This is a genomic window from Microcoleus sp. Pol14D4 (assembly GCF_036701245.1).
Taxonomy (GTDB): Bacteria; Cyanobacteriota; Cyanobacteriia; order Cyanobacteriales; family Microcoleaceae; genus Microcoleus.
In genome coordinates, this window is sequence record NZ_JAUBQM010000048.1 from 1 (window position 1) to 22,520 (window position 22,520).

General features: G+C 44.4%; 17 protein-coding genes and 1 pseudogene. 6 read left to right on the plus strand and 12 right to left on the minus strand.

The genetic code is table 11. The annotated features are described in order from the left end of the window. The 3 genes and pseudogenes from QUA33_RS17525 to QUA33_RS17535 form a co-directional block, all read right to left on the minus strand. A pseudogene (locus QUA33_RS17525) lies at nt 1–267 on the minus strand (hydrolase); the annotation flags it as partial. A gap of 117 nt (nt 268–384) precedes the next feature. Beyond that, nucleotides 385–591 (minus strand): ribbon-helix-helix domain-containing protein, encoded by a 207-nt coding sequence (locus QUA33_RS17530; RefSeq protein ID WP_006633396.1) that lies wholly within the window; start codon nt 589–591, stop codon nt 385–387. Nucleotides 592–597: 6 nt separating this feature from the next. After that, nucleotides 598–801 (minus strand): ribbon-helix-helix domain-containing protein, encoded by a 204-nt coding sequence (locus tag QUA33_RS17535; protein ID WP_333149833.1) that lies wholly within the window; start codon nt 799–801, stop codon nt 598–600. A 188-nt stretch (nt 802–989) separates the two neighbouring features. Here QUA33_RS17535 and QUA33_RS17540 point away from each other — a divergent pair, with 188 nt between their 5' ends. The 3 genes from QUA33_RS17540 (at nt 990) to QUA33_RS17550 (ending at nt 2,044) form a co-directional block, all read left to right on the plus strand. Then, on the plus strand, nt 990–1,223 hold the full coding sequence (locus QUA33_RS17540) for a hypothetical protein (RefSeq protein ID WP_190733091.1): 234 nt from the start codon (nt 990–992) through the stop codon (nt 1,221–1,223). 348 nt (nt 1,224–1,571) lie between these two features. Further along, the gene (locus tag QUA33_RS17545) at nt 1,572–1,781 is read left to right on the plus strand and encodes a hypothetical protein (protein ID WP_006633400.1); all 210 of its coding nucleotides are present in this window, start codon (nt 1,572–1,574) and stop codon (nt 1,779–1,781) included. Next, the gene (locus tag QUA33_RS17550) at nt 1,778–2,044 is read left to right on the plus strand and encodes a type II toxin-antitoxin system RelE/ParE family toxin (RefSeq protein ID WP_333149835.1); all 267 of its coding nucleotides are present in this window, start codon (nt 1,778–1,780) and stop codon (nt 2,042–2,044) included. Before QUA33_RS17545 ends, QUA33_RS17550 begins: the two co-directional genes overlap by 4 nt. A gap of 52 nt (nt 2,045–2,096) precedes the next feature. Here the strand turns inward: QUA33_RS17550 and vapC are convergent, their stop codons facing one another. The 5 genes from vapC to QUA33_RS17575 form a co-directional block, all read right to left on the minus strand. Beyond that, on the minus strand, nt 2,097–2,537 hold the full coding sequence (vapC, locus tag QUA33_RS17555) for a type II toxin-antitoxin system VapC family toxin (RefSeq protein WP_333149890.1): 441 nt from the start codon (nt 2,535–2,537) through the stop codon (nt 2,097–2,099). Further along, a complete protein-coding gene (locus QUA33_RS17560) occupies nt 2,488–2,700 on the minus strand; it encodes a type II toxin-antitoxin system VapB family antitoxin (protein WP_333149837.1) in 213 nt (70 codons plus the stop codon). The genes vapC and QUA33_RS17560 overlap by 50 nt, the downstream gene beginning before the upstream one ends. A 229-nt stretch (nt 2,701–2,929) precedes the next feature. Beyond that, nucleotides 2,930–4,717 (minus strand): aspartate--tRNA ligase, encoded by a 1,788-nt coding sequence (gene aspS / locus QUA33_RS17565; RefSeq protein ID WP_333149839.1) that lies wholly within the window; start codon nt 4,715–4,717, stop codon nt 2,930–2,932. A 163-nt stretch (nt 4,718–4,880) separates the two neighbouring features. Next, entirely contained in the window at nt 4,881–5,486 is a 606-nt protein-coding gene (locus QUA33_RS17570) for a hypothetical protein (RefSeq protein WP_333149842.1), read from the minus strand. 372 nt (nt 5,487–5,858) lie between these two features. Then, entirely contained in the window at nt 5,859–6,497 is a 639-nt protein-coding gene (locus QUA33_RS17575) for a macro domain-containing protein (protein ID WP_333149844.1), read from the minus strand. 128 nt (nt 6,498–6,625) lie between these two features. Between QUA33_RS17575 and crcB the strand changes: the two genes are divergently transcribed. After that, nucleotides 6,626–7,024 (plus strand): fluoride efflux transporter CrcB, encoded by a 399-nt coding sequence (gene crcB / locus QUA33_RS17580; protein ID WP_333100375.1) that lies wholly within the window; start codon nt 6,626–6,628, stop codon nt 7,022–7,024. Nucleotides 7,025–7,356: 332 nt separating this feature from the next. On the opposite strand, the gene QUA33_RS17585 is transcribed toward crcB, so the two are convergent. The 4 genes from QUA33_RS17585 to QUA33_RS17600 all read right to left on the minus strand — a co-directional run bounded on the left by QUA33_RS17585 (nt 7,357) and on the right by QUA33_RS17600 (nt 18,690). After that, nucleotides 7,357–8,331, minus strand: a complete 975-nt coding sequence (locus QUA33_RS17585) for a diguanylate cyclase (protein WP_333100374.1) — start codon at nt 8,329–8,331, stop codon at nt 7,357–7,359. A gap of 10 nt (nt 8,332–8,341) precedes the next feature. Next, nucleotides 8,342–11,437 (minus strand): response regulator, encoded by a 3,096-nt coding sequence (locus tag QUA33_RS17590; protein WP_333149846.1) that lies wholly within the window; start codon nt 11,435–11,437, stop codon nt 8,342–8,344. Between the two features lie 124 nt (nt 11,438–11,561). Further along, nucleotides 11,562–17,054 carry a PAS domain S-box protein gene (locus QUA33_RS17595; protein WP_333149848.1) on the minus strand — a complete coding sequence of 1,831 codons (5,493 nt, stop codon included), beginning with the start codon at nt 17,052–17,054 and terminating at the stop codon, nt 11,562–11,564. A 1,321-nt stretch (nt 17,055–18,375) separates the two neighbouring features. Then, on the minus strand, nt 18,376–18,690 hold the full coding sequence (locus tag QUA33_RS17600; RefSeq protein ID WP_333100371.1) for a hypothetical protein: 315 nt from the start codon (nt 18,688–18,690) through the stop codon (nt 18,376–18,378). 400 nt (nt 18,691–19,090) lie between these two features. On the opposite strand from QUA33_RS17600, the gene QUA33_RS17605 reads away from it, so the two are divergent. Next, entirely contained in the window at nt 19,091–20,455 is a 1,365-nt protein-coding gene (locus QUA33_RS17605; protein WP_333100370.1) for a nitrate/sulfonate/bicarbonate ABC transporter ATP-binding protein, read from the plus strand. Nucleotides 20,456–20,606: 151 nt separating this feature from the next. Further along, on the plus strand, nt 20,607–22,343 hold the full coding sequence (locus QUA33_RS17610) for an ABC transporter permease subunit (protein ID WP_333149850.1): 1,737 nt from the start codon (nt 20,607–20,609) through the stop codon (nt 22,341–22,343). The last annotated feature ends 177 nt before the right edge of the window (nt 22,344–22,520 follow it).

Consider the following 22,520-nt stretch of genomic DNA (forward strand, 5'->3'; position numbering starts at 1 on the left):
TGTGCGTTCTTGAATCGGCAAAGCGTCCATATCGGTGCGAATTGCCAGCCACCGGGACTCGCTGCTGTGGCCTTTGATTTCGCCGAGCACCCCTGTTTTGCCGATTCCTTCGATCGCGCGGACTCCGCTGGAAGCGAGAACTCCGGCTACGTAGGCGGCGGTTTGATATTCTTGGCCGCTGAGTTCGGGGTGGGAGTGGATGTGGCGGCGAATTTCGATTAAGCGGGGTGCTAGGGTGGCGGCTAATTCTTTGATGCGGGAAAGCATGAATTTAGTTGGGGAGTGCGGTACAAGCTGTAGTCAACTAGGTTAACGCATATGTTTGGGGGTGAACCCACATCAAGCACCATTTTCCAGAACAGGCATCCTGCCTGTTCCAGCGGCTCAATCGTCTTTGGATTCATTGAACCTCCCTTCCTTCTGCGCTCTTTCGAGCCCTTCCTCCACCAAAAGTAATGCCATTTGGGACATCGAACGACGCTCAATGCTCGCCAGCTTCTCTAATTTCTCCTTAATTTCGGGCGGCGGGTAAAAGGCAACTCTGGGAGATTTTGCAGGACTCACATTGTTTGGGGGTAGCGTGTTCACCATGTCATTTTACTCGTCGCTGTCGATTTTCTGTGGTGGCGATCGATCTTCGCTGGGAATTCTTCCCTCAGATTTAGCCTCATCTACTGCTTCTTGAATTAATGTCAACACCATATTCGAGACCGGTCGATAATGCGATTTGGCTAACCGCTCTAGGTCTGCTTTAAGTTCTTCTGGAAGGTACACAACAATTCTGGGAAGTTTGGCTGGCAAGGCTGTTCTTTGTGCTTTGACTGCCCTATTGTACCTTTTTTGACCTCTACAGTATCAAGTTCACCCTCAAGGGTTGACTCGGAGTGCCTACCGTGATACTTTAGAGTTGACACAAAACCAAACCCCCACCGCTCAGACTCACGATCGTTCGGTGGGGGCTTGAACTCCCATATTTAGGAGGAAACTCTATGATATCACCGCCAAAGTCGGTTCCCGAACTGCTCCGGGAAGAAATTCCTGACGTACCTCAAGGTAAGCAACCGATTCGTTTGCTGTTGTGTGGCGTTCCCAAAGCGGTAGACAGTATCGTTAATCTGTTGCACGTTTTAGGTTTTGCAGAAGTTGGGGAATGGAGCCCGCCTCTACCATCGCCTCTAGCGGGTGAGGTAATTCGGATTTTAACCCGTTACTGGAAAGAGTAATTGTTGAGGGCGATCGCACTTTTTTTGTGAAGTGCGATCGGCCTTTCTGTCTCATTTAGGGCTTACCCATAAATACCAAAGAAACCGGGTTTTTCACGACTGTTAAAGGCGCGGATGCAATATTTCGGTGAAAAACCCGGTTTCTGACTACCCGCAAACCAAAGAAACCGGGTTTTTGGCCGCTTCTACAAGGTGTAGCGAAGTATTCTCGAAAAAACCCGGTTTCTGACTACCCGCAAACCAAAGTTAGCTAGAATAAATTTAATTAAATTTAACCTCAAAATCAAAATGAATCTGCTTTATTTCGTGATATAATGAAAACCTTAAGTAAATACCACAAAAAAAGCAATGTCGGAAATTACTCTAGACGAAACCAAACTTAAAGAATTGCTCAAAGCAGCGATTTTTGAGTTATTAAAAGAACAAAAAGAAGTATTTTCTGAAATTTTAACAGAAGCCCTAGAAGATATAGGGATGGAAAATGCTATCAAAGAAGGCGAAAATACTGAAACAGTCAGCCGCGAGCAAATTTTCAAAATCCTGAAGAGACAACCATGAATGTGGAGTTTAAAAAGAGCTTTGAAAAGGATTTACTCAAGATTCTTGATGCCGACTTGTTCCAAAGAATTCAGGAAGCGATAGAAGAAGTTGAGAACGCCGAAAAATTAAATGAAGTCAGCAATGTTAAAAAACTAAAAGGTGATGCAGACTACTATCGCCTGAGAGTGGGTGATTACCGAATCGGTATTAAAGTTAATGATGCCGTAGTCTATTTCGTCAGGATACTCCACCGCAAAGAGATTTACAGATACTTTCCGTAATCATTTCAGCCTTCAACCCATCCTCACCAACTCAAACTCAAATTAATCTTCATTAATTTTCAGGCCGGAAGCGCAAGCAATTGAGCGATCGCACTCTCTGAATAGTTTCAAAATCGCGATCGTTATGAACTAAAATAAGTTGGTGTTCGATCGCCAGTTGGGCAATGCAGCAGTCGATACTACTTCTAACCGTTAACCCCTGTCGTTGCAAATCGTAATAAATCCGAGCAGCCGCTACCCAAGTATTAGGCGTAGACTCGATATAGTCTTGTTCTTGGAGATAAGTTTCTAATAGTGTCCACTCCCGTTCATCTCGACAACCTTGCAAAAGTTCCATCTGAGTAAATCGGTTCAGAAAAATACTTTCATCATTGATTATTGCTTCCAGGGATTGGCGTACTACACCTGTCCTGTCACGGAAAACGCTGCTCCAAACTGATGTATCAATCAGAAAGATTTCGGTTTTCCCGCAAAGCTTTGTAGTCGTACTCAGTCGAAAATTGAATTTGTCCGCTTAAATCAAGTAAGTTCCGCTTTTTCCGAGTGCGAATTAATTCTTGCAAAGCAAAGTCAATCAGTTCTTTTTCTGTCTTGAAATTGGTTAAGCGAAAGGCTTCTTTAACCAATTCTTCGTTAAGTTCAACGGTGGTTGTCATGGTTAATGGTTGATCTCATTCTCTCATTCATTATGGCATAGCCACACCCAACCCTTAACCTAGCCCAACTTCCCCCAATCCAGGTTTCCCCAACTCACCGAAACCAACCTCAACCAAACTCTCCAACTCCTCTGCATCAACGACACCAAACTCGAACTACCCAGATTCCCGACTTCTTAAAGAAGTCAGGAATTTACAAATGGTTAAATTGTCAAGGTATTTTACATAATTATGACTTGGGCGTATAAGTCGATCGCACTTGCAACTCCTTCAACTGCTTCTCATCCACACCAGCCGGCGCATTAGTCAGCAAACAACCAGCCTGCTGCGTCTTCGGAAACGCAATCACATCGCGAATAGATTCCTCACCAGCCAACAGCATCACCAAGCGATCCAAACCGTAAGCAATACCTCCGTGGGGCGGAGTTCCATACTCAAACGCATCCAACAAAAAGCCAAACTTATTGTAAGCTTCCTCAGTCGATAAGCCGATCGCCTCAAACACCTTTTCCTGAACTTCCCGCTGATAAATCCGCAGAGAACCGCCGCCGACTTCTGTACCGTTTAACACCAAATCGTAAGCTTGAGCTCTCGCAGTTTTCAAATCGTTAATATCGTCGGGATGCGGCGCAGTAAACGGGTGGTGCAATGCTTCCAAACGCTTCTCGTCAGCGTTCCATTCAAACATGGGGAAATCTGTCACCCACAGCAGATTCATCTTGTCTTTATCAATCAATCCCAATTCGTTACCCACAAACAAACGCAATCTATCTAAAGTCTTATTGACAGTTGTCGCGTCAGCCGCAGCGAATAACAACAAATGACCTGGTTGCGCGCCCGTGCGATCGAGCAATTCCTGTTTTTGCGCTTCCGTCAAATTATCCTTAATAGCGCCGATCGTATCAATTTCGCCGTTATCCCGCACCCGAATGTAAGCCAATCCCTTCGCACCCGCTTCGCTGGCTTCCTTAAACAAATCGCCGCCCGGTTTAATCCGCACGTTAGAAATCGCATCATTCCCGCCGGGAATCGGCAAAACTTTCACAATTCCGCCCGCAGCAACCGCCCCGGAAAATACTTTAAATCCCGAATCTTTCATCAAATCGGAAACATCGACTAATTCCATACCGAAGCGAGTATCCGGTTTGTCGCTACCGTAGCGATCCATTGCTTCAGCGTAAGTCAAGCGCGGAAAAGGACGAGGTAATTCTACGCCTTTGACACTTTGGAAAATCTGGGAGACTAAACCTTCGTTTAATTCAATAACTTCTTCTAAAGACATGAAACTCATTTCCATGTCTAATTGTGTGAATTCCGGCTGTCTGTCCGCACGCAAATCTTCATCGCGGAAACAGCGGGCAATTTGATAATATCTGTCTAAACCCGAAACCATTAACAATTGTTTGAACAACTGCGGCGACTGCGGCAAAGCGTACCATTCGCCCAAATTGACGCGGCTGGGCACTAAATAATCTCTCGCACCTTCAGGAGTCGATCGCGTTAAAATCGGTGTTTCAACTTCAATAAAACCTCCCACATCTTCCAGGTGGCGGCGCATAGCTTTCACTACTTGGTGGCGAAGCTGCAAATTCCGACTCATGCGATCGCGCCGCAAGTCCAAATAGCGATATTTCAGCCGCAAATCTTCCCGCACACTTTCATTTTCCGCCGTCGCCACCTGAAACGGTAACTGTTTGCGAACCGCATTTAACAACTCAATTTCGTCAGCATAAATTTCTACTTCACCCGTAGGCAATTTCGGGTTGAGGGAATCTGCAGGGCGGCTGGTGACTCGCCCGGTAATTTTAACCACGTATTCGCTGCGTAAAGCCTCAGCCCCGTGATAGGAATCGGGGGTGCGTTCAGGATCGCTGACAATTTGCACGATACCCGATCGATCGCGCACATCGAGAAAAATCACCCCGCCATGATCGCGGCGGCGATCCACCCAGCCGTAAAGGGTGACAGTCTCTCCGATGTGTTCGCTTCGCAGTTCGCCGCAGTAGTAACTTCTCATAATTGGGGGTTGTGGACTAAAAATAAAGCTTTTTAATTATGCAGTATGCCTGAAACTTCTGCTGAATGCAAATGCACGCACGATCGGCATTAGCTTTGGAATTAATTCCAAAGCTAACTACCCTAACAACCCGCTGGGAGTTCCAAACCCCCGGCTGGCCATTCTAGGAATCTGGGCGATCGCTGTGAGACTTGTCAAAAAACGCCGTCAGCGCGTTCCATGCAGACTTAGCCGCATCCGTCAAGCGAGTGCCGATCGACTCAATTTGCTTGACAATAACGTGCCAATTCTTTTCAGCTTCCGTCTGAATGTGGTCAACAGCTTGTTCGATGCGATCGCGTTCGATCAATTTATTTTGTTCCACCGCTTCTCGCGCTTGTCGCACTGCTTTCAAATAAGCTTCGCGACTGACTTCGCCGGCATCTTGCACCTGCGCTTGCGCCCGCGTTTTAATCGCATCTACCACCAGCCAGTTTTTCTCAGTTTCTTGTTTAATCAGCTTGACTGCTTCTGTGAATCTCTCGTGGGCGAGATCCTTATTTTGTTCGATCGCCCCGGAGGCCTTATTCACAGCTTTTAAATAAGCTTCGCGGGTGAGTTCGCCCGCTGCTTGCACTTCGGCGGTGGCGCGTTTTTTAATTGCTTCAAACAGCGCCGCAGTTTCTGCGATCGCCTCATCAGTCGCGTCGGGCATCTCTTTTTTGACGAGCTCCGTCGTTTCGACAGTTGCCTCTAAAATTGGTTCCTCGGTTACTTTTGGATCTGTCATATCAATCTTCTCCTGTGGTAGTAAACATTTTCAAAAAATCTCACAGTCCCTGGATGCAGACTTTGTAGGTGTAGCGCCAGAAGAATTGTGGTCTTTTATACCGACTTTGTACGTGTAGCGCCAGAAGGAATTCTGGCATTTAATAAGAACTAGGCAATTCTTGTTCCAGCTTTATCAACTTTTGTATCCGCGCTTACCTAGTTGGAATGATCTCAGTTCTATTACATTATATCTACCAAACTTGCTCTCATGTGTAGGATACCGCCAATTTGTAGGTACGGTTTAGCGCACTTAAATTTGTGATAAGTCTCTATACCTAAAAAAAACACACATTAATAAAGTTGGTTTCTGAATACTATAAAACGGACAAATTTAGTAGTTTCCATTTTCCAACTCCAAATCTTCGCTTTCGTCTCTATATAACAAGTGGTGACATCTTTGAGCGTGCAGTAAAGATTGAGGAAATTCGTATTGAGATAACAGTATCTCTTCGAGCGCAACTTTCATTTGAGTGGCGCAGATATGTGGCGGCACTTTGCCCGTTCCCATACCCATGCCTGGAATAGCGATAGTTTCAATGATATGTTTGACTGGAGTTCCATCTGGGACTGAGCCAAATTTTACGAGATTCAAAATAGCGCGGGTTGCTAGATAAACATTTACTGTTTCTCTTAAAACTGTGGGAACCCGCATGATTGGTGCAGCTATTAAATAGGGAATTTCAGCATGATCGGTGTCTACAATTTCTGCCAGTCCTACTAAGAGTTCGCCGTGATGTCGAGCCTGAATTAGTTTTTGCAAGCGTTCAAGAACCTGCCCTCCAAAATATTCCGAAATTTCTAAATCTAAGCCGTCGTCCATGAAACCAAAACTATTCCCCGGACTAACAATAGCATCGCATTTTACATCAAATATTGAACCGTGATGTATCTTTACATTTTCCATACTGCCGCAAGTGCTTTCCCACGCTCTAACTAAACTATCGTCTAAGGTAGCCAGCACAATTTGCATAAATACTCTCTCTTAATTTTAATTGCGAACAGCTAGAGCGATCGCCAATTTAATCCTACAATACTTTACATAAGTCCGCTGAATCTAAAATTCATCTCTATATCAAGTAGCAAATATTTAATAGCTGTATGCTGCAAGACCCGAATCTTCGCAATCCGATCGCAATTAGTTTAGGTGCCGTTGCCGGCGCTTTGAGTCGGTATTATATCACCTTGTGGTTTGCCAATCGTTTCGGGACGGCTTTTCCCTACGGAACTTTTTTTATTAACATCACGGGTTGCTTGGCTATGGGATTTTTTATCACCCTCGCTTTTGAACGGGTGGTGACTATTCCGTCGGAAGTCCGGTTAATTGTAGCAACGGGCTTTTTGGGTGCTTATACTACTTTTTCAACTTACGGTTTAGAAACGAATGTCTTGTGGCGCGATCGAGCTTACAGCATCGCCGCTTTTTACTGGGCAGGCAGTGCCATACTCGGAGTAATCGCTGTTCAGCTTGGTGTCATTTTAGCACGAATTGGTAAATAGATAACATCGATTTATGAAAATAATACCACTTAAAAAGAATGCCATTGTAGGCAAACACCGAACCCATACAGCATCAGTCAGTCGATTTTAGCTCAGGATTGTGGACAATACCTACGACATCTTTTTCTCACACCCTTAACCTAATACAGGCACAGATTTTAACTGGGTTGCTACCCTGTCAGGTTTAGGTGTAATGATGTGTACTGCATCGTGTTTTCTGGCTGACGGGCTAAACTTTTCAAGCTGTTTCCCTACCTTGTTTTCAGTTTACTCTTTCTCGGTTGAACTCGCGTTTAATAAATAATGCTTATGGCGCTCCGATACCGTTGTTCTCAAAAGAACGGTTGAGGATTTAAACAGCGTTTGTTGCGTTTATGCTCGTACATGAGTTTGTCAGCCTTTGCCAGCAATTGTTCTAATAAAACTTCATTCTTTAAATCCCCCAACTCTACACCAAGACTTATTGATATATAAGCTCGCTCCGACTGTTGATTAAAGCGATCTATATTTTCTTGCAGTCGAAAATGAAAATTAGTAGATGAAGCACCTAAAAAATTAGGAATAAATAAAGCGAATTCATCTCCTCCCAGTCGAGCTATAATATCGGCATCACGAAAGGTTTGCTTCAATATTTTAGCTGCGTCAACTATTACTCTGTCTCCCATTTCGTGTCCTAAAGTATCGTTAATCTTTTTCAAACCATCTAAATCAGCGAACAAAATAAAATAGGATGTTTGCGTGCGAAGAGCAATTTTTAGTTGTTGTTCTGCTAGTAAAAAGAAGCCGCGTCGGTTATATAATCCAGTTAATTCATCGGTCACTGAGAGCTGCCTTACTTCTGCTTCTGCCCTCAGACGTTCCTGGATTTCGTGTTCTAAACGTTGATTTTGTTCGATCAGTTGTTGGCGTTGCTGTTGGATGAGTAATTGATTTTTTACTCGCATCAGCACTTCCTGCTCTTGAAAGGGTTTGGTAATATAGTCTACACCACCGAGCTCAAAGGCTCGTACCTTGTTTTCCAGTCGTTCGAGCGCACTGATAAAAATAACCGGTATCTGAGCACTGGCTTCAGATGCTTTTAACTTTTGGCAGACTTCGTACCCATTCATATCTGGCATATTAATGTCAAGTAAAATCAGAGCAGGTGGGTCGCGATGAATACCTTGGAGTGCCATCCTGCCGTTGAGGGCTTTACGCACAATATAGCCCTGTGACTCTAAAATTTTGGCTAACAAGCGCAGATTGTCTGGGGTATCATCCACGATGAGAATATTCCTTTCGGCCGCAAGTTTGAATAGAGTTGTCATGGGCTTGTTCCTAAATCTGGGTGAGAGTTGCGATCGTTTCAAGCTGAAAGTTATCGACCAAAGATGTCATCGCAGCGATGAAATCTTGTTTCTCCTTGGGAATTTGAGCAATAAGTTCATAAAGCTTATTATCACTAAGATCTAGTGCTGCTTCATGAACTTCTGCAATCCACTTGGCTGGCATGGTTTTAAAGTCTGGAGTAAATATCTTTGGTGGCGAAGCTGATGATTTTGGCGGAAGTTTTTCGGCGTAGCAGTAGCGGACGCCCAAGTGATGAGCTATTTTCTCGAAAAGTGTGTCTTCAGTAAACGGCTTGGCAATGTAGTCATCGCAACCGACTTGCAGGCTGGCGATACGATCGTCTTCAAAAGCATAGGCAGTGAGGGCAATGATGCGTGTAATTTGTCTTTTGTCCTGTGACATTTGCCCTGAGTTATCTGCTGATGACTCATGACTCATGACTAATGACTGTTGTGATCGAATCTGTCTCGTCGCTTCATAACCATCCATGACAGGCATTTGAATGTCCATCAAAATCAGGTCAGGGTTCCATGTTTGCCAACGAGCGATCGCCTCTACTCCATTTTCCACCGCACACACATCAAACCCAAATGACTCCAGCAGTGTCACCAGCAGTTGCCGATTTTCTGGCACGTCTTCTACTACTAGAATTCGGTAGATAGGTTGCCCAGGTGCGAGTCCGATAATCCGATCGCTAATTTCAGGTTCCTCTAAATCAAGGGACTCTGGTAGTTCTAAAACAACTTGGCAGGTAAAAGTCGATCCTCGATTCAGGGTGCTTCGCACGGTGATATCGCCTCCCATCAGACGCGCAAACTCACGACTGATAGACAGTCCCAAACCTGTTCCTCGATCGTTGCGACCGCGATTGGTTTGCATGAAAGCGTCAAAAATTGATTCTAAATCAGAGGGAGAAATGCCAGATCCGGTATCCTCAACTTCGAGACACAGGGTAATAGTTGGTTTAATATCAGGTGGATTAGTGGCGCGATCGCGAACTGTACCGGATGGCATATCATCTGATGAAAAAGCTCGTCCGCGCAGGGCTATGCTTCCTGTTGTTGTAAATTTGATCGCATTCCCCAGCAGATTAATCAAGATTTGGCGAAGTTTTGCTTGATCCCCACAGACATAACGGGGAACAGCAGCATCCCACTCGCTGCTCAGATGTAACCCTTTCTCAGGCGCTTTGATGCTGAACATCTCGTTGATAGAACCCAGCAGTCGATGCAGATTAAAACAGCTTCGACTCAGTACCAATTGCCCTGCTTCAATCCTAGACATTTGCAAAACATCGTCGATCAATGTTAGCAGGTGTTCTCCACTACGGGTAATGATCCCTAAATGCTCTTGAAATTCTTCTGGGATATAGGGGCTGCGGTTCATAAGCTGGGTAAATCCCAGAATGGCGTTGAGAGGCGTTCTGAGTTCGTGGCTCATGTTCGCAAGGAACTGGCTTTTGGCACGGTTGGCTATTGCTGCCTTTTGTGCAGCGTGTTCTAGGGCAGCTTGCGAAAATTCTAACACCGCCAGCATGAGGATATGCCTCATTTCGGCGGCAGCTTCTAACTCTGCAATCTGCCACGGATAAGACATCTCCCGCACTGTCTCTTGCCACAGTTCAAAGGATTTGCGGGGACACAGGTGCATTTTTCCAATTTCGTCGATCGACACAGCATCGTGTGGATTTCCTGCCCAGTTTATGGTTTGAATTTGTTCTGGTCTGAACCAAAGGATGTGGTATGACTTTTGTATGGCGTAGGATAGGAAGATTGAGATTGCTAAAACACCGCTAGCTCGCTCTTTGAATTGCTTCGCTTGGGGATACAACTGAGACAAAGAAGCTGTTGCAAACACTCGTTCTTTGTTCTGTTGCAGCAACCATTGCAGGAGTTCGTCAACCTCAGCTTCAGATGGTGTTTGACCCACCAATGTCAGACGACCATCGAGCATAATTGCAGCTCCCTGAGCATGAACTAAATCTAGCAATTGAGAAGCATTTTCGGTCAATACTTGTTCGATAAAATTAGAATCTCGCCGGAACGCCTGCTGAAGTTGATCCTGAATAGTTTTCGCTTGCGATCGGTAAACGTTCAATTCTCGCTCTTGCTGATGCAGCAGTTCGATCGAGGCAAATTGTCCTAGAAATTCACAGGTTTTGCGAGTTTCGTAATCTAGCAATCGCGGGCTGTAATGGTGACAGGCAATTAATCCCCAGAGACGCCGATCGTCAATTAACGAAATCGTCAGTGTCCCAGCAACTCCCATATTCTGCAAATATTCAATGTGGCAGGGAGATACTCCCCTTAACACACAAGCACTTAGATCCAGGGGTGTATCGGTTAGGGGATGGTTGGTGGGAATTAGGCGGGCCGGGGTGTAATTGATATTGGGAATTTGGCGCACCCACTTGCTGTAAAACAATTTGCGGGCGGGTACGGGAATATCGATCGCCGGGTAATGCAATCCCAGGTAGCTTTCTAGAGAACTTTCTTTCTCTTCGGCAATCACCACCCCATGGTCATCGGCTTCAAAGCGATAGACCATTACGCGATCGAACCCGGTCATGGCTTTCACTTCTCTAGCAATGGTTTGAGCTAAATCCGAAATATCGATCGCACTGCGAAAGTTGAGGATAACTGTTTGCAGACGCTGATAAAAATCGATTGAATGATTATTTTCAATAGTCAAGTGGGGTTCCAGCTCCAGAATCAACTCATCTGGTAGCTGATGCAGCGTGCTTCTATATCTTTGAATCGTGCCGTCTTTGAGAGGGATTTCTAGATCGAAAACCTTATGAATTTCTAGTTGTTCTCGCTCTAGACACCTAACAATTTCTTGTACTCGATCGTGACCCAATAACCCTGGCAATGGCTGACCTAGCAATTCTTCTGCCGAAATGCCAAATAACTGTTCTACATTTTCACTTACTTGTAAAATATTGAGGCTTTTTTCTTGCATCAATAAAACGATTCCGTGTGGCTGAATATGACCGGGAGCATACACTGATTCTTCGCTGCATTCCTCTAAATTATTTAAACTAACAGGAGTAAACTGGTCAACTTTGGGTGTTTTATTAGGCATCTTATAGCAGTAATTATCAATAAAAATTAAGAAGGTTTTGCACTAATTACCAACAATTAAATTTAATTACTGTTGGCTGTTTCTAATTCCCTAGTCATAATTAAACGTTTAACTGCACAACAGCTTATAAATCCAATGGAGGAATTCCAATTGGAAAATGGTCTTGAATTAGATTAAGAATTTTTTCAAATTGATACTGGTTGGCGAGTTCCGTCAGATAAGTACCGAATTGAGCGAGTTCTGAGGAAAGTTGAGCTACCAGTTCAATTATCGCAAAATCATCCCCACATAAAGCAGCATCTTCCAACTGAACAACCCATACTCTTGGTAATGTCGCCAAAAGCATTGGATCGAAGGAATCTGAAACGGAAGAGGCAACAGAACAGAGGTAAGAAGGAAAACAATCTGTTCCCCGTTCCCCCTTTTCTATTTCCTTTTCCTCATATACATACTCTAACCCCAGGTATTCGGCCATCTTAAGAAATAGGGTTTGTTCCCGGAAGGGCTTGCTGATGTAGTCGTTGCAGCCAGCAGCCAAGGCGAGGGCGCGATCGCTCTGGGAAGCCTGGGCCGTAAGTGCAATAATGATACTGTTGTGTCCGTCTTCCATTGCCCGAATTTGCTTCGTAGCCTCGTATCCATCTAACACGGGCATCCGAATGTCCATCCAGGTTAGGTCGGGTTGCCATTGTTGCCAAATCTGCACAGCTTGCTGTCCGTTGGTAGCTTCTTTTACCTCTAATCCTAATTGTGTCAGTAATCTGACCATTAGCAAGCGATTTTCTGCTTGATCGTCAACCACCAAAATGCGACGATCCCCTTGACTTGGAGCCAGCCCAATCACGAGGCGATTATTCTCTTCGGGTGTAACATTAACTCCACTGATGGGGCTGACGGGAAGGGTAAATGTGAAGGTACTCCCCTGTCCCACAGTGCTGCTGACAGAAATTTTTCCGCCCATGAGTTCCAACAATTTGCGGCTAATGGTTAGACCTAGCCCCGTACCGCCGATCGATCGCTTCCCAGCTTGAGCTTGCACAAACGCATCGAAGATGGTATTGAGTTCGACCGATGCAATCCCTACACCTGTGTCAGCGACTACAAACTGGAGAATCGGCCGAGTTGTGCTTAATGTCCCTGTACCGTCCGCCTCAATGCTGACTTGCAAAGTAATGCTTCCCCGACGATCGGTAAATTTGATGGCATTACTCAGCAGATTCAGCAAAACCTGGCGCAGTTTTTGAGCATCGGCAAGCATAAATTGGGGAACTTCTGGCGCAATCTCGAAACAAAGGTCAAGTCCTTTAGAACTTGCTCGTTCCGCCAACATATTTCGGAGGGAATGCAGCAGCGCAATTAAGTCCAATCCGCTTTGTTCAACTGTGCAGTGTCCCGATTCAATTTTCGAGAGATCCAGCACATCGTTAATCAAACTCAAAAGGTGATCCCCACTGCGTTGAATTGTTTGCAGGTCTTGTTTTTGGTTGGGAGTTAGGGAGGGGTCATGGGTCATCACTTGGGCAAATCCTAGAATTACGTTGAGAGGAGTGCGTAATTCGTGGCTCATATTGGCGAGGAAGGTACTTTTTGCCAAGTTCGCTGCTTCTGCTGCTTCCATGGCGTGCTGCAGTGCCAGTTCTTTACGTTTGCGATCGCTGATGTCTTTGTGCGTTCCAATCATCCGTAAAGGCTTACCATCTTCATCGTAGGTAACGACTTTCCCGTAGTTAGCGATCCACTTCCACTCACCTGACTTGCAACGCACGCGATAGTCAAAGGCATATTTAAGAGAGCTATCTTGCAAGTTACTATTGAGAGCCTCAAAAACCCACAATGTATCATCAGGATGAATCATCTGTTCCCAGAGGTTCACATCCATCACCAACTCACCGGGCTTGTAGCCCAGCATCTCCTGGTAGTAGGAATTCAGGTAAACTTTTCCAGTTTCAATGTCCCAATCCCACAGTCCATCTCCAGAAGCTTCTAGTGCCAGTTTCAAGCGTTCCTCACTCATTTGTAAAGCGGTTTCAGCTTCATGTTGTCGTGTCACATCGATCGCCACACCACCTACTAGCATTTGCCCAGATAAGTCGGGGATGAGAAATTTGTAAACCAGAAACTCACCCAGGGTTCCATCTCGACGGGACGCAATCTCAATCGTTTCAATTAGCTCGTTGGTGTGAGAAACGGTTTGGATATTGTCTAGATATTGTTGGGCGAAGGCGGCGGGGTAAAGTTCAAAAATGGATTTTCCAATCACATTTTCAGTGGGTAGCTCGAAGGTATTGAGATAAGTCTGGCTGGCATAGAGCATTACACCATTTTCATCGGTAATCCAGGCAGGGGCAGGGCTGTGATTCATGAAGGCTTGGAAGCGAGTTTCACTCTCTCGGAGTGCCTGTTCTGCTTGTTGGCGTTCCGCTTCGTTGCGTTTGCGATCGCTAATATCTCGGCAGATACAGAAGTTCATCATCTCATCTTGTAATTCCACCCGGTTCCAGCTAATTTCCACGTCATATACAGAACCATCCTGGCGGCGATGTCGCGTTTCAAACAGCGGAATAACCTCCTCTCTCTGGAGCATAAGTTGTAGTTCTTCCCTCGTCCATTCAGCATCCCAATCAAACACACTCAGATTCAGGGTTTCTTCTAGGGTGTAGCCCAGCATTTGAGCAAAACTGGGACTAGCTTCGACAACATTTCCGACCCAATCCATGACAACAACACCGTCCAGTGAAGTATTGAAGAAGGCTTTACTCCGCAGGAGTTCCTGTTCTAGTGCAAGTTCGGCTTTTTTGCGATCGCTAATATCTTTCATGAAGCAGTAATGCCCCATAAATTGGTGCTGTGCGTCGTAAGTTGAAATCATCACCAATTGGTTATAAAAAACCGAACCGTCTTTACGAATCCCTCTGGTTTCAATTTCAACTCTGCCCTCTTGCACCATCAGCCAATAGGCTGCAACCAGTTTTTTCAACTCATCGGGGTGTACGGTTTTTTCCCAGGACATCCGGATCATTTCTTCTGGCTGATAGCCTGTCATGTCAGCATAAGCTTTATTCACATAGAGGTAGTGTCCTTGTACATCCAGTTTGGAGATGCCGGACACCGCATTTTGCATTACCTCACTCATTTCTCTACGCTCTGCTTCTGCGTGTTTGCGATCGGTGATATCTTCTGAAAAACAAAGTAGGTACTGGGGCTGATGCTGCTCGTCGTAAATGGGAATCTTCACCGTATGCAGCCAACGTTTTCCCAGACGATGACTGTCAATGATTTCTTCAGCAATATCCTCAGTCTTACCTTTTTCAAAAGCTTCTCTATCCTTTTGATCGAAAAAGATAGCCTGTTCTCTTGGGAAAAAATCATAGCCACTTTTGCCGATCGCATTTTCGGCTGAGATGCCAAATAACCGTTCGCTGGTTTTATTCCAAAACTGAAATACGCCAAATCGTTTAGGCTCTGCGTCCTTAACAAAAATTGCGAGCGGTAGATGATCCAGCAGTGCTTGTAAGAAATTGCGAGTTTTCTGGATTTCCAGCTCTACTTTTTTGCGATTGCTAATATCAATAAACGTAACTACAACTTGTATGATTTTAGTTTTTTGATCGAACTCGGGGTAGGCATTAACTAATACCCAAACACAACTATCAATTTCTTTTTTAATTCCTAAAACATAATTTTTGAGGGAACTTCCACGGGATAAAACCTGATTTACCGGATATTCCTCTAGGGGCATCACGCTGCCATCTTCCCGCACAAAATGCCAGGCCGGAGATATCGCAGTTTTTCCCAGCATTTGATCCATTGAAAGCCCTAGTAATTCACCAGCTCTTTCATTACATAATTGAATGCTGGTATCTGTCGCATGAATCACAAAACCTGCATTTAAGTTATCGATTAATTGCCGATACCTGGCTTCGCTGACCTGTAAAGCAACTTCAGCTTGCTTGCGCTCGGTAATGTCGGTGTGAGAGCCAGCCATCCGAATTACGTTACCTGCATCATCCCAAAGTGCCTGACCGCGATCCAAAATCCATTTGTAGGAACCATCTTTGCAGCGAAGGCGATATTCTGTGAGATAGAAAGGAGTTTTCTTGGCAAAATGGTCTTGAACGGCTTGCATCACCCATCCCAAATCATCAGGATGTACCAGATTAGCCCATTCGTCTAGAATGTTTTGGATTTCCCGGTCTTCATACCCCAGCATTTGCTTCCAGCGACTAGAAAAAAAGACATCATGGGTTTGAATATTCCAATCCCAAATGCCATCGTTATTGCCGCGTACAGAAAGTTCCCAGCGTTCTTCACTTTCACGTAGTGCTGCTTCTGCTTGTTTGCGGTCAGCAATATTCCGGGCAATCTTTGAGACTCCAATTATATTCCCTGTTTTGTCTTTAATGGGGGAGACACTCATCGAGACATCGATTAATGTTCCATCTTTCCTCAGCCTTTTTGTATCGTAGTGTTCGGTGCGTTCTCCTCGCTGGATTTTGGTGAAAATTTCGTTTTCCTCATCTCGATAGTCTGGGGGAATCAGTTTTTTCCCTGATTGCCCTACTATTTCGGCCGCTGTATAGCCAAAAATTGTTTCTGCTCCTACATTCCAACTTGTAACTACACCCTCTAAATCTTTACTGAGAATGGCATCTTCCGAAGATTCAACGATCGCAGCTAGTCGAGCGATCGCAATTTCTGCCTGTTGTCGCTGGTGAATTTCCCATTGCAACTGGCGATTGGCTTTTTTGAATTTATCGACTTTGCAATAACTAACTTGTGCCAGATACATGACCCACATCAGCAGGAAAACTAAAAATAAGCCACCAATTAATACAACTCTCGGCCAATAAAAGTTTACTCTTTCTACTAAATCTAAAGTTGGATAAACATCTATTCTCCAGTCTACCCCATAGGCTTTCAATACCACTGTTTTCGGAACTGATTTTTGAGACACAAACTCTTGACCGTAGAGCAAATTTGTGCCAGCATAGATAGCCACTTTGTACCCTGGTGACACTTTTAAAATACTTTCAAATAAAGTTTGAAACTGAAAAATTCCGACAATCCACCCATCAAAACGTTCACCTACAAACAAAGGAAAAGTTGCTAAAAATTCTTGACCCCCTTGAACGAGTGAAAGATTGCGAGTTAACATAGGTTGACGCAAATCACGAGCCACTTGCAAAGTAATTTTGCGACGCAGTTCCCCATTAACATCTAGGTTTTGTGCTGCCTCATTCCCTGCCAGTGGCACAACCCATCGCACTTTAAATGATGGATCGACTAATTCGATCGCCTGATAACCGTAGAAATCCTTTACATAAGCCTCAGCATCGGCTTCCCAAAGAGCCTTTGGTGTACCGCCATTAGCTTCCCAGCGATTCGCCATTTGCCGAAGTGTCAACACCCGAATGGATAATCCTTCGGTCAGTTGTGACTGAATCGCATTGGCTTCCTGCTGAATTAACTGCTCGATGTGAATTTGTCCGTTGATGGTTAGCTGTTGCCACGTAAATAAAACAGCAAGAGAGACCACCACACCAAGCAAAAGAGGTAGCAATCGTTTAAATGGTGTTTGGTCTAAACTTATAATTACTTTGCGTCGAGGGATTACCATAAATTAAGCGATAGATGAATAGAGCAGACTTCAAATTTTTTGGCTATACTTGGGTAATTTAATAATGCAATGAAACTAAGTCTTGAGCAGGAAAACCAGTTAGCGATAAGGTATTCTCTAAACTTTATACCCCTAAGTTTGTTTGTTTGTTAAATACATCGGTCAAGAATAATGTTGGTACTTAACCCCTAGCCCTTTAACTAGATTTATAGAGATCGATGAGCCACATCTGTTCAAATTGTAAATAGGTATTGTTTGCCAACATAGGGGAGAAGACCAGTAGATTTGATGCTTGCTAACGTGAGGCAGCATTTGATTCGAGCAGCAGGGGCAGTGTGGCATAAAAACCTCTTTTGTAACTAAAACTCAAGGGTATTTCACTCTTTTGCAAAGTGCTGTAAGCTCGCTTGAAGCAACCATAACCAGACCATAGAGAAAAAAATAAAGATTTGGTAAAGAATATAAAACGGTTAAGGAAAAGATACAAGTTTAAACATTACGTAATAAAATTAAGAGCGCAGAGAATTTTTATCCCACAATACGCATCTTGTAATGTCCCATCTGGTTTGTTATAATTGTACACTATTCAGATGCAGCTTTTGAGATCCATTCCTACAGAAAATTGTTTTCCTGTTCCCTGTTCCTTGATTTGATCTGAGAGTCTAAATCCCAGCCCAACAAATTGGCAGTTTGAACAGGAAGCATAATTGGAGCGAGGGGATTCACTATCACTGCTGGCAGGTAATATTGACAGTTTTAATTGATTGTTAATGCTCGCAAGGTAAGAAGGTGTCAAACCAATTATTGTCCAAAATTTATTTGTGTATATAACCCGTGAAGGTGAAGAAGAAAGGATTTAGATAGTTAACATTTCGCGATCGATCTAGTCCGACGATCAACTGCACGGTATCAAATAGCGATCGCCAGCGTCGTTATTGATGATAGCCGATCGCACGCGCAAAGCAATTGGGTTATCGGTTAGGCTTTGCGATTTTGGCTGTGGCAGCTTTTTTTGGGGCTGACAGTGCTTTTGGTACTTCAGCGAACTTATCTCAATCCCCTCGATTTTGAAGCAGGAGGGTTAAAAATTAAAGCGGAAGGATGGCGGGGCTGTTTAGGGTTTATTGAGATACTTTAGGGCTGATTAGTTATGGCTATGATGATTTTCCCTTCATTGCCTTGAACCCTACCTAAAAACGAATATAAGCCTCCGACTTGTTTGGTGGAGAGATAAAAATTTTAGACTCTTGTTGCTCCCAGATTCATCTTTGGAGTAAATCTAAAATCTCAAATCCTTCGACTGATCGCTCACACCGAAGTTTCACATCTCAAATTGACTGATTTTCACAGAAGCGCGATCGCATTTGACACCTCGATTCCTATATTTTACCCTTGGGCGATGGGGAGTGACGCGATCGCAGCCCTGATTTTTGAGAGGTAAGTTCGATCGCCTCGGCATCTTAACCCTGATGTTTGCAGTGATTTTTTCTTCACTGTTTGCCCCATTGGTATTGTTGGGAAATGGCCAGGGGGGATTGCTAGGAATGACTTTATAGGGTATAGCTATGGGAGTCCAGGAATCAATTTTGAAAGCCGCCTTAGCTCGACTCGTGCCTGCAAACAAGAGAGGTTCCACCTATGGGATTTTTAACACAGGCTATGGCTGATCGTGCTTTCTGGGCAGTTGGGCGATGATAATTGTTTACGATCGCTCAATTACTTGGCTGGTTATATTTTCAGTTGCGCTCCAACTCGCTGTTTTTCCAGTCTTGTTGCTGGTGAAAAAGCGCTCGCCTGTCACAAAAAATTGACTAAATGCTCGGCAGTCATACCATTTTTAATTTTCGATTGAGAATGACAGACTGCATCATGGTTAGGGCTGGTCTGCAGTTGCTTATTTTACGAAACTGGTATCAATTAGCCATTATCAGTTGTCAGTTTGCCAGAGTTTATAACTACTGACTACTGCTTAATAACTACCGACTAATAACTACTGCCTAATAACTAAATTCAAACAAAACATAGGAGGTTTAATTGTGGTAGCTCAAACAGCAACAGAGGGTCTCATCACCTTACAAGGAGTTAGCAAGGCTTACCCGCAGCCCAACGGTCAAAAAATATCTATTTTAGAGTCAATTAATTTAGATATCCGAGCCGGAGAAATAGTAGCTTTACTCGGCCCATCCGGTTCAGGCAAATCAACATTAATGCGAATGATTGCCGGACTTATCCCGCCCAGTAACGGTCAAGTTATCTATCACAATCGTCCTTTAGTCGGCTTAAATCCTGGGGTGGCAATTGTATTTCAAAACTTTGCCCTTTATCCCTGGCTGACCGTACTAGAAAATGTAGAATTAGGCTTAAAAGCTAAAGGAGAATTGCCCGAAGCGTGCCGCAAAAAAGCTTTACGGATGATAGACATTATCGGTTTAGACGGATTTGAAAATGCTTATCCGAAAGAACTTTCGGGCGGAATGCGGCAGCGGGTGGGATTTGCTAGAGCTTTGGCGGTAGAACCCGAATTGCTTTGCATGGATGAACCGTTTTCAGCTTTAGACGTGCTGACGGCAGAAAACTTGCGGTTTGAGTTATTAGATTTGTGGCTAGAAAAAAAGATTCCGACTCAAGCTGTGTTAATCGTAACTCACGGGATTGAGGAAGCGGTAATTTTAGCCGATCGCGTTGTAGTCTTGGGTCGCAACCCGGGGCGAATTCGCGCCGAGTTAACAGTGACTTTGCCGCACTACCGCGATCGTAAAACTCCCGAATTTCAAGCTCTCGTAGACCAAGTTTACAAAATTCTCACCAATCCCGAATTGAGCTGCGAAACAGTGACAGCACCTGCTGAAAGTGTCGCTGCTGTGTCTCAACCTCAACCCGCTCAAAGCGCTAAATACCAATCTCTGCCACAGGTGCGAACCGGTGCGATCGCAGGTCTGTTGGAACTCTTGGAAGACCGCAAGGAGAAAGACCTCTACCGCCTCGGTCAAGAATTAATGTTAGAGGTTGACGACATTTTGCCGATCGTGGAAGCAGCAAAGTTAATGGAATTTCTGGTAATCCAAGAAGGCGACCTCCTTTTAACTCCAGTTGGCATTCAGTTTATTGCCGGCGGCATTGACCAGCGCAAACAAATTGTTCGTACCCAAATTCTCAACAATATTCGCCTGGTACAGCAAATTTCTCGAATGCTTCAGGCCAAACGCAATCACCGCATTTCTGAAGAGTTGATTTTGGATATTCTAGAAGCCCACTTTAGCCCCCAAGAAGCAATGCGGCAATTGAAAACTGCTATTGACTGGGGTCGCTATGCAGAGTTATACAGTTACGATCAACCGGGCGGCGAAATCTTCTTAGAATCTGAAGTCAGTAGTCAGTGGTCAGTAGCCAGTAGTCAGTAGTCATTAGTCCGCAGTCATCAGTAATTAGTTATTAGTTATTTACTAGCAATGAGCAATTAACAATTACCCGATGCCCTAGCCGTCCGCTCCCCCAAATTCTAACTTCCAAATTTCCAATTACCTTTTTCCCGATTACCAATAACTACTTCGTATGACCAGACCTCTAACACCGGCAAATAAAACTTTAGAAAGGTCAGCTTGGACTTGGCAAGACGGTTTGCTGATTCTAGCCATCTTCTCTCTAATTTTGGTAATTGTCCAAACAGCTTCTCAATTCAGCAGTGAGTACAACCCAAATTTCAAAATTGAGACTACCCTAAATGTCTTGCCAGCATATACAGCCCAGAGTCTCTTACGCATAGTAGCAGCCTATTTTTTATCGCTGCTGTTTACCCTAGTTTATGCTTATTCTGCTTACCGCTTTCCCTTAGCCGCAAAAATTTTAATTCCCTTGTTAGATATTTTGCAATCGATTCCAGTTTTATCTTTTTTGCCGGGAGTTGTTTTAGCGCTAGTTACCTTATTTCCCGGTCAAACAATCGGCGTAGAAATCGCCTCGATTATCTTAATATTTACTGGAATGACTTGGAATATGACCTTTAGTTTCTATCAGTCGCTGTCCGGGATTCCGCGAGAACTTAAGGAAGCTGCTCAAGTTTATCGGCTGAATGCTTGGCAGCAGTTCTGGACGTTAGAATTGCCTGCTGGGGCGATCGGACTGGTGTGGAATAGCGTCATGTCAGTGGCGGGCGGCTGGTTCTTTTTGATTGCGATCGAATCTTTTACCTTGGGGGACAAAAACTTTAATTTGCCCGGACTCGGTTCCTATTTGGGCAAGGCAGCCAATGAAGGAAATTTTGGGGCGATAGGCTGGGGTTTAGCAGTCTTAATTGGGGTAATTATAGCCATAGACTTTTTCATCTGGCAGCCTTTGATTGCTTGGGTAGAAAAGTTTAAATATCAAGCGGTGGAAGCTACAAATGTACCGCAGTCAAATGTGTTAGATTTTTTAAGGCGCTCGGCGACTCTGCGGGTTTTGAAGTCGCGTATTTCGCCGATCGGCGATAGTTTCGATCGTGGTTTGGCAAGAGCTTTTGCATCGGTGGATTTACCAGCAAATCATCGCCAAGGAAGCCGCATCGGAAATTGGATAAATTGGATATTTGTTAGCGGGTTTGCCGTCATTGTGCTTTGGGGAACTTGGGAAGCGTTGCTGCTGCTGCGGTTGCTGAATTCGTCTGACTGGCAAAAAGTCATGACAGGTGCATTTTTCACAGCTTTGCGCGTCATTTCCGCGCTATTTTTATCGCTGTTGTGGACAGTGCCTGTCGGAGTGGCGATCGGTCGAAATCCCCGTTTAGCTCAAATTTTGCAGCCATTAGTACAAATAGCAGCTTCTGTACCGGCAACTGCTTTATTCCCCGTATTACTACTAGCTTTAATTCACGCTGGAGGAGGCTTGCAAATTGGTTCAGTGGCGCTGATGATGTTGGGTACAATGTGGTATTTGCTGTTTAATGTTATTGCGGGCGCTCAAGCCATACCTTCGGAGTTATTTGAAGCAGCACAAGTTTACAAACTATCCCTAATCCAGCGCTGGCAAACTTTAATTTTACCGGGAATTTTTCCCTACTTAATCACAGGAATTATTACAGCAGTTGGGGGTGCTTGGAACGCAAGTATTGTCAGCGAGTACGTGCAGTTTCAAGGTCAAATTGTTACTACAGAGGGTTTGGGAGAAACTATTTCTCAGGCTACGGCATCTGGGAATTTTCCCTTGCTGTTGGCTGCTACTTCTGTAATGTCGTTGTTGGTTGTATTGACTAACCGTTTGGTCTGGCGGCCACTTTACCGTTTGGCACAAGAAAAATATCAATTGTTGGTTTAAGTAAATCAATATCAAAAACACCATACCCAAAAAACAGGTTTCGAGAATACATCTTGGTTTGGTGGTGAAGCCTCCACAAAGAAACTGGATTGCTAACCCCGCGGGTATAAATCGTATAACTGCAACCAGTGGCGTCAATAGGCTCTAAACTGGATTCAGGAAGGCGCGCAGCACAGG

Excerpts from the sequence above, each read along its gene's own strand:
- QUA33_RS17570 (WP_333149842.1), bottom strand. The coding sequence starts at position 5,486 with ATGACAGATCCAAAAGTAACCGAGGAACCAATTTTAGAGGCAACTGTC.
- QUA33_RS17545 (WP_006633400.1), top strand. The coding sequence starts at position 1,572 with ATGTCGGAAATTACTCTAGACGAAACCAAACTTAAAGAATTGCTCAAA.
- QUA33_RS17530 (WP_006633396.1), bottom strand. The coding sequence starts at position 591 with ATGGTGAACACGCTACCCCCAAACAATGTGAGTCCTGCAAAATCTCCC.
- QUA33_RS17550 (WP_333149835.1), top strand. The coding sequence starts at position 1,778 with ATGAATGTGGAGTTTAAAAAGAGCTTTGAAAAGGATTTACTCAAGATT.
- QUA33_RS17610 (WP_333149850.1), top strand. The coding sequence starts at position 20,607 with ATGACCAGACCTCTAACACCGGCAAATAAAACTTTAGAAAGGTCAGCT.
- QUA33_RS17560 (WP_333149837.1), bottom strand. The coding sequence starts at position 2,700 with ATGACAACCACCGTTGAACTTAACGAAGAATTGGTTAAAGAAGCCTTT.
- QUA33_RS17540 (WP_190733091.1), top strand. The coding sequence starts at position 990 with ATGATATCACCGCCAAAGTCGGTTCCCGAACTGCTCCGGGAAGAAATT.
- aspS (WP_333149839.1), bottom strand. The coding sequence starts at position 4,717 with ATGAGAAGTTACTACTGCGGCGAACTGCGAAGCGAACACATCGGAGAG.
- QUA33_RS17585 (WP_333100374.1), bottom strand. The coding sequence starts at position 8,331 with ATGACAACTCTATTCAAACTTGCGGCCGAAAGGAATATTCTCATCGTG.
- QUA33_RS17595 (WP_333149848.1), bottom strand. The coding sequence starts at position 17,054 with ATGGTAATCCCTCGACGCAAAGTAATTATAAGTTTAGACCAAACACCA.
- QUA33_RS17575 (WP_333149844.1), bottom strand. The coding sequence starts at position 6,497 with ATGCAAATTGTGCTGGCTACCTTAGACGATAGTTTAGTTAGAGCGTGG.
- QUA33_RS17590 (WP_333149846.1), bottom strand. The coding sequence starts at position 11,437 with ATGCCTAATAAAACACCCAAAGTTGACCAGTTTACTCCTGTTAGTTTA.
- crcB (WP_333100375.1), top strand. The coding sequence starts at position 6,626 with ATGCTGCAAGACCCGAATCTTCGCAATCCGATCGCAATTAGTTTAGGT.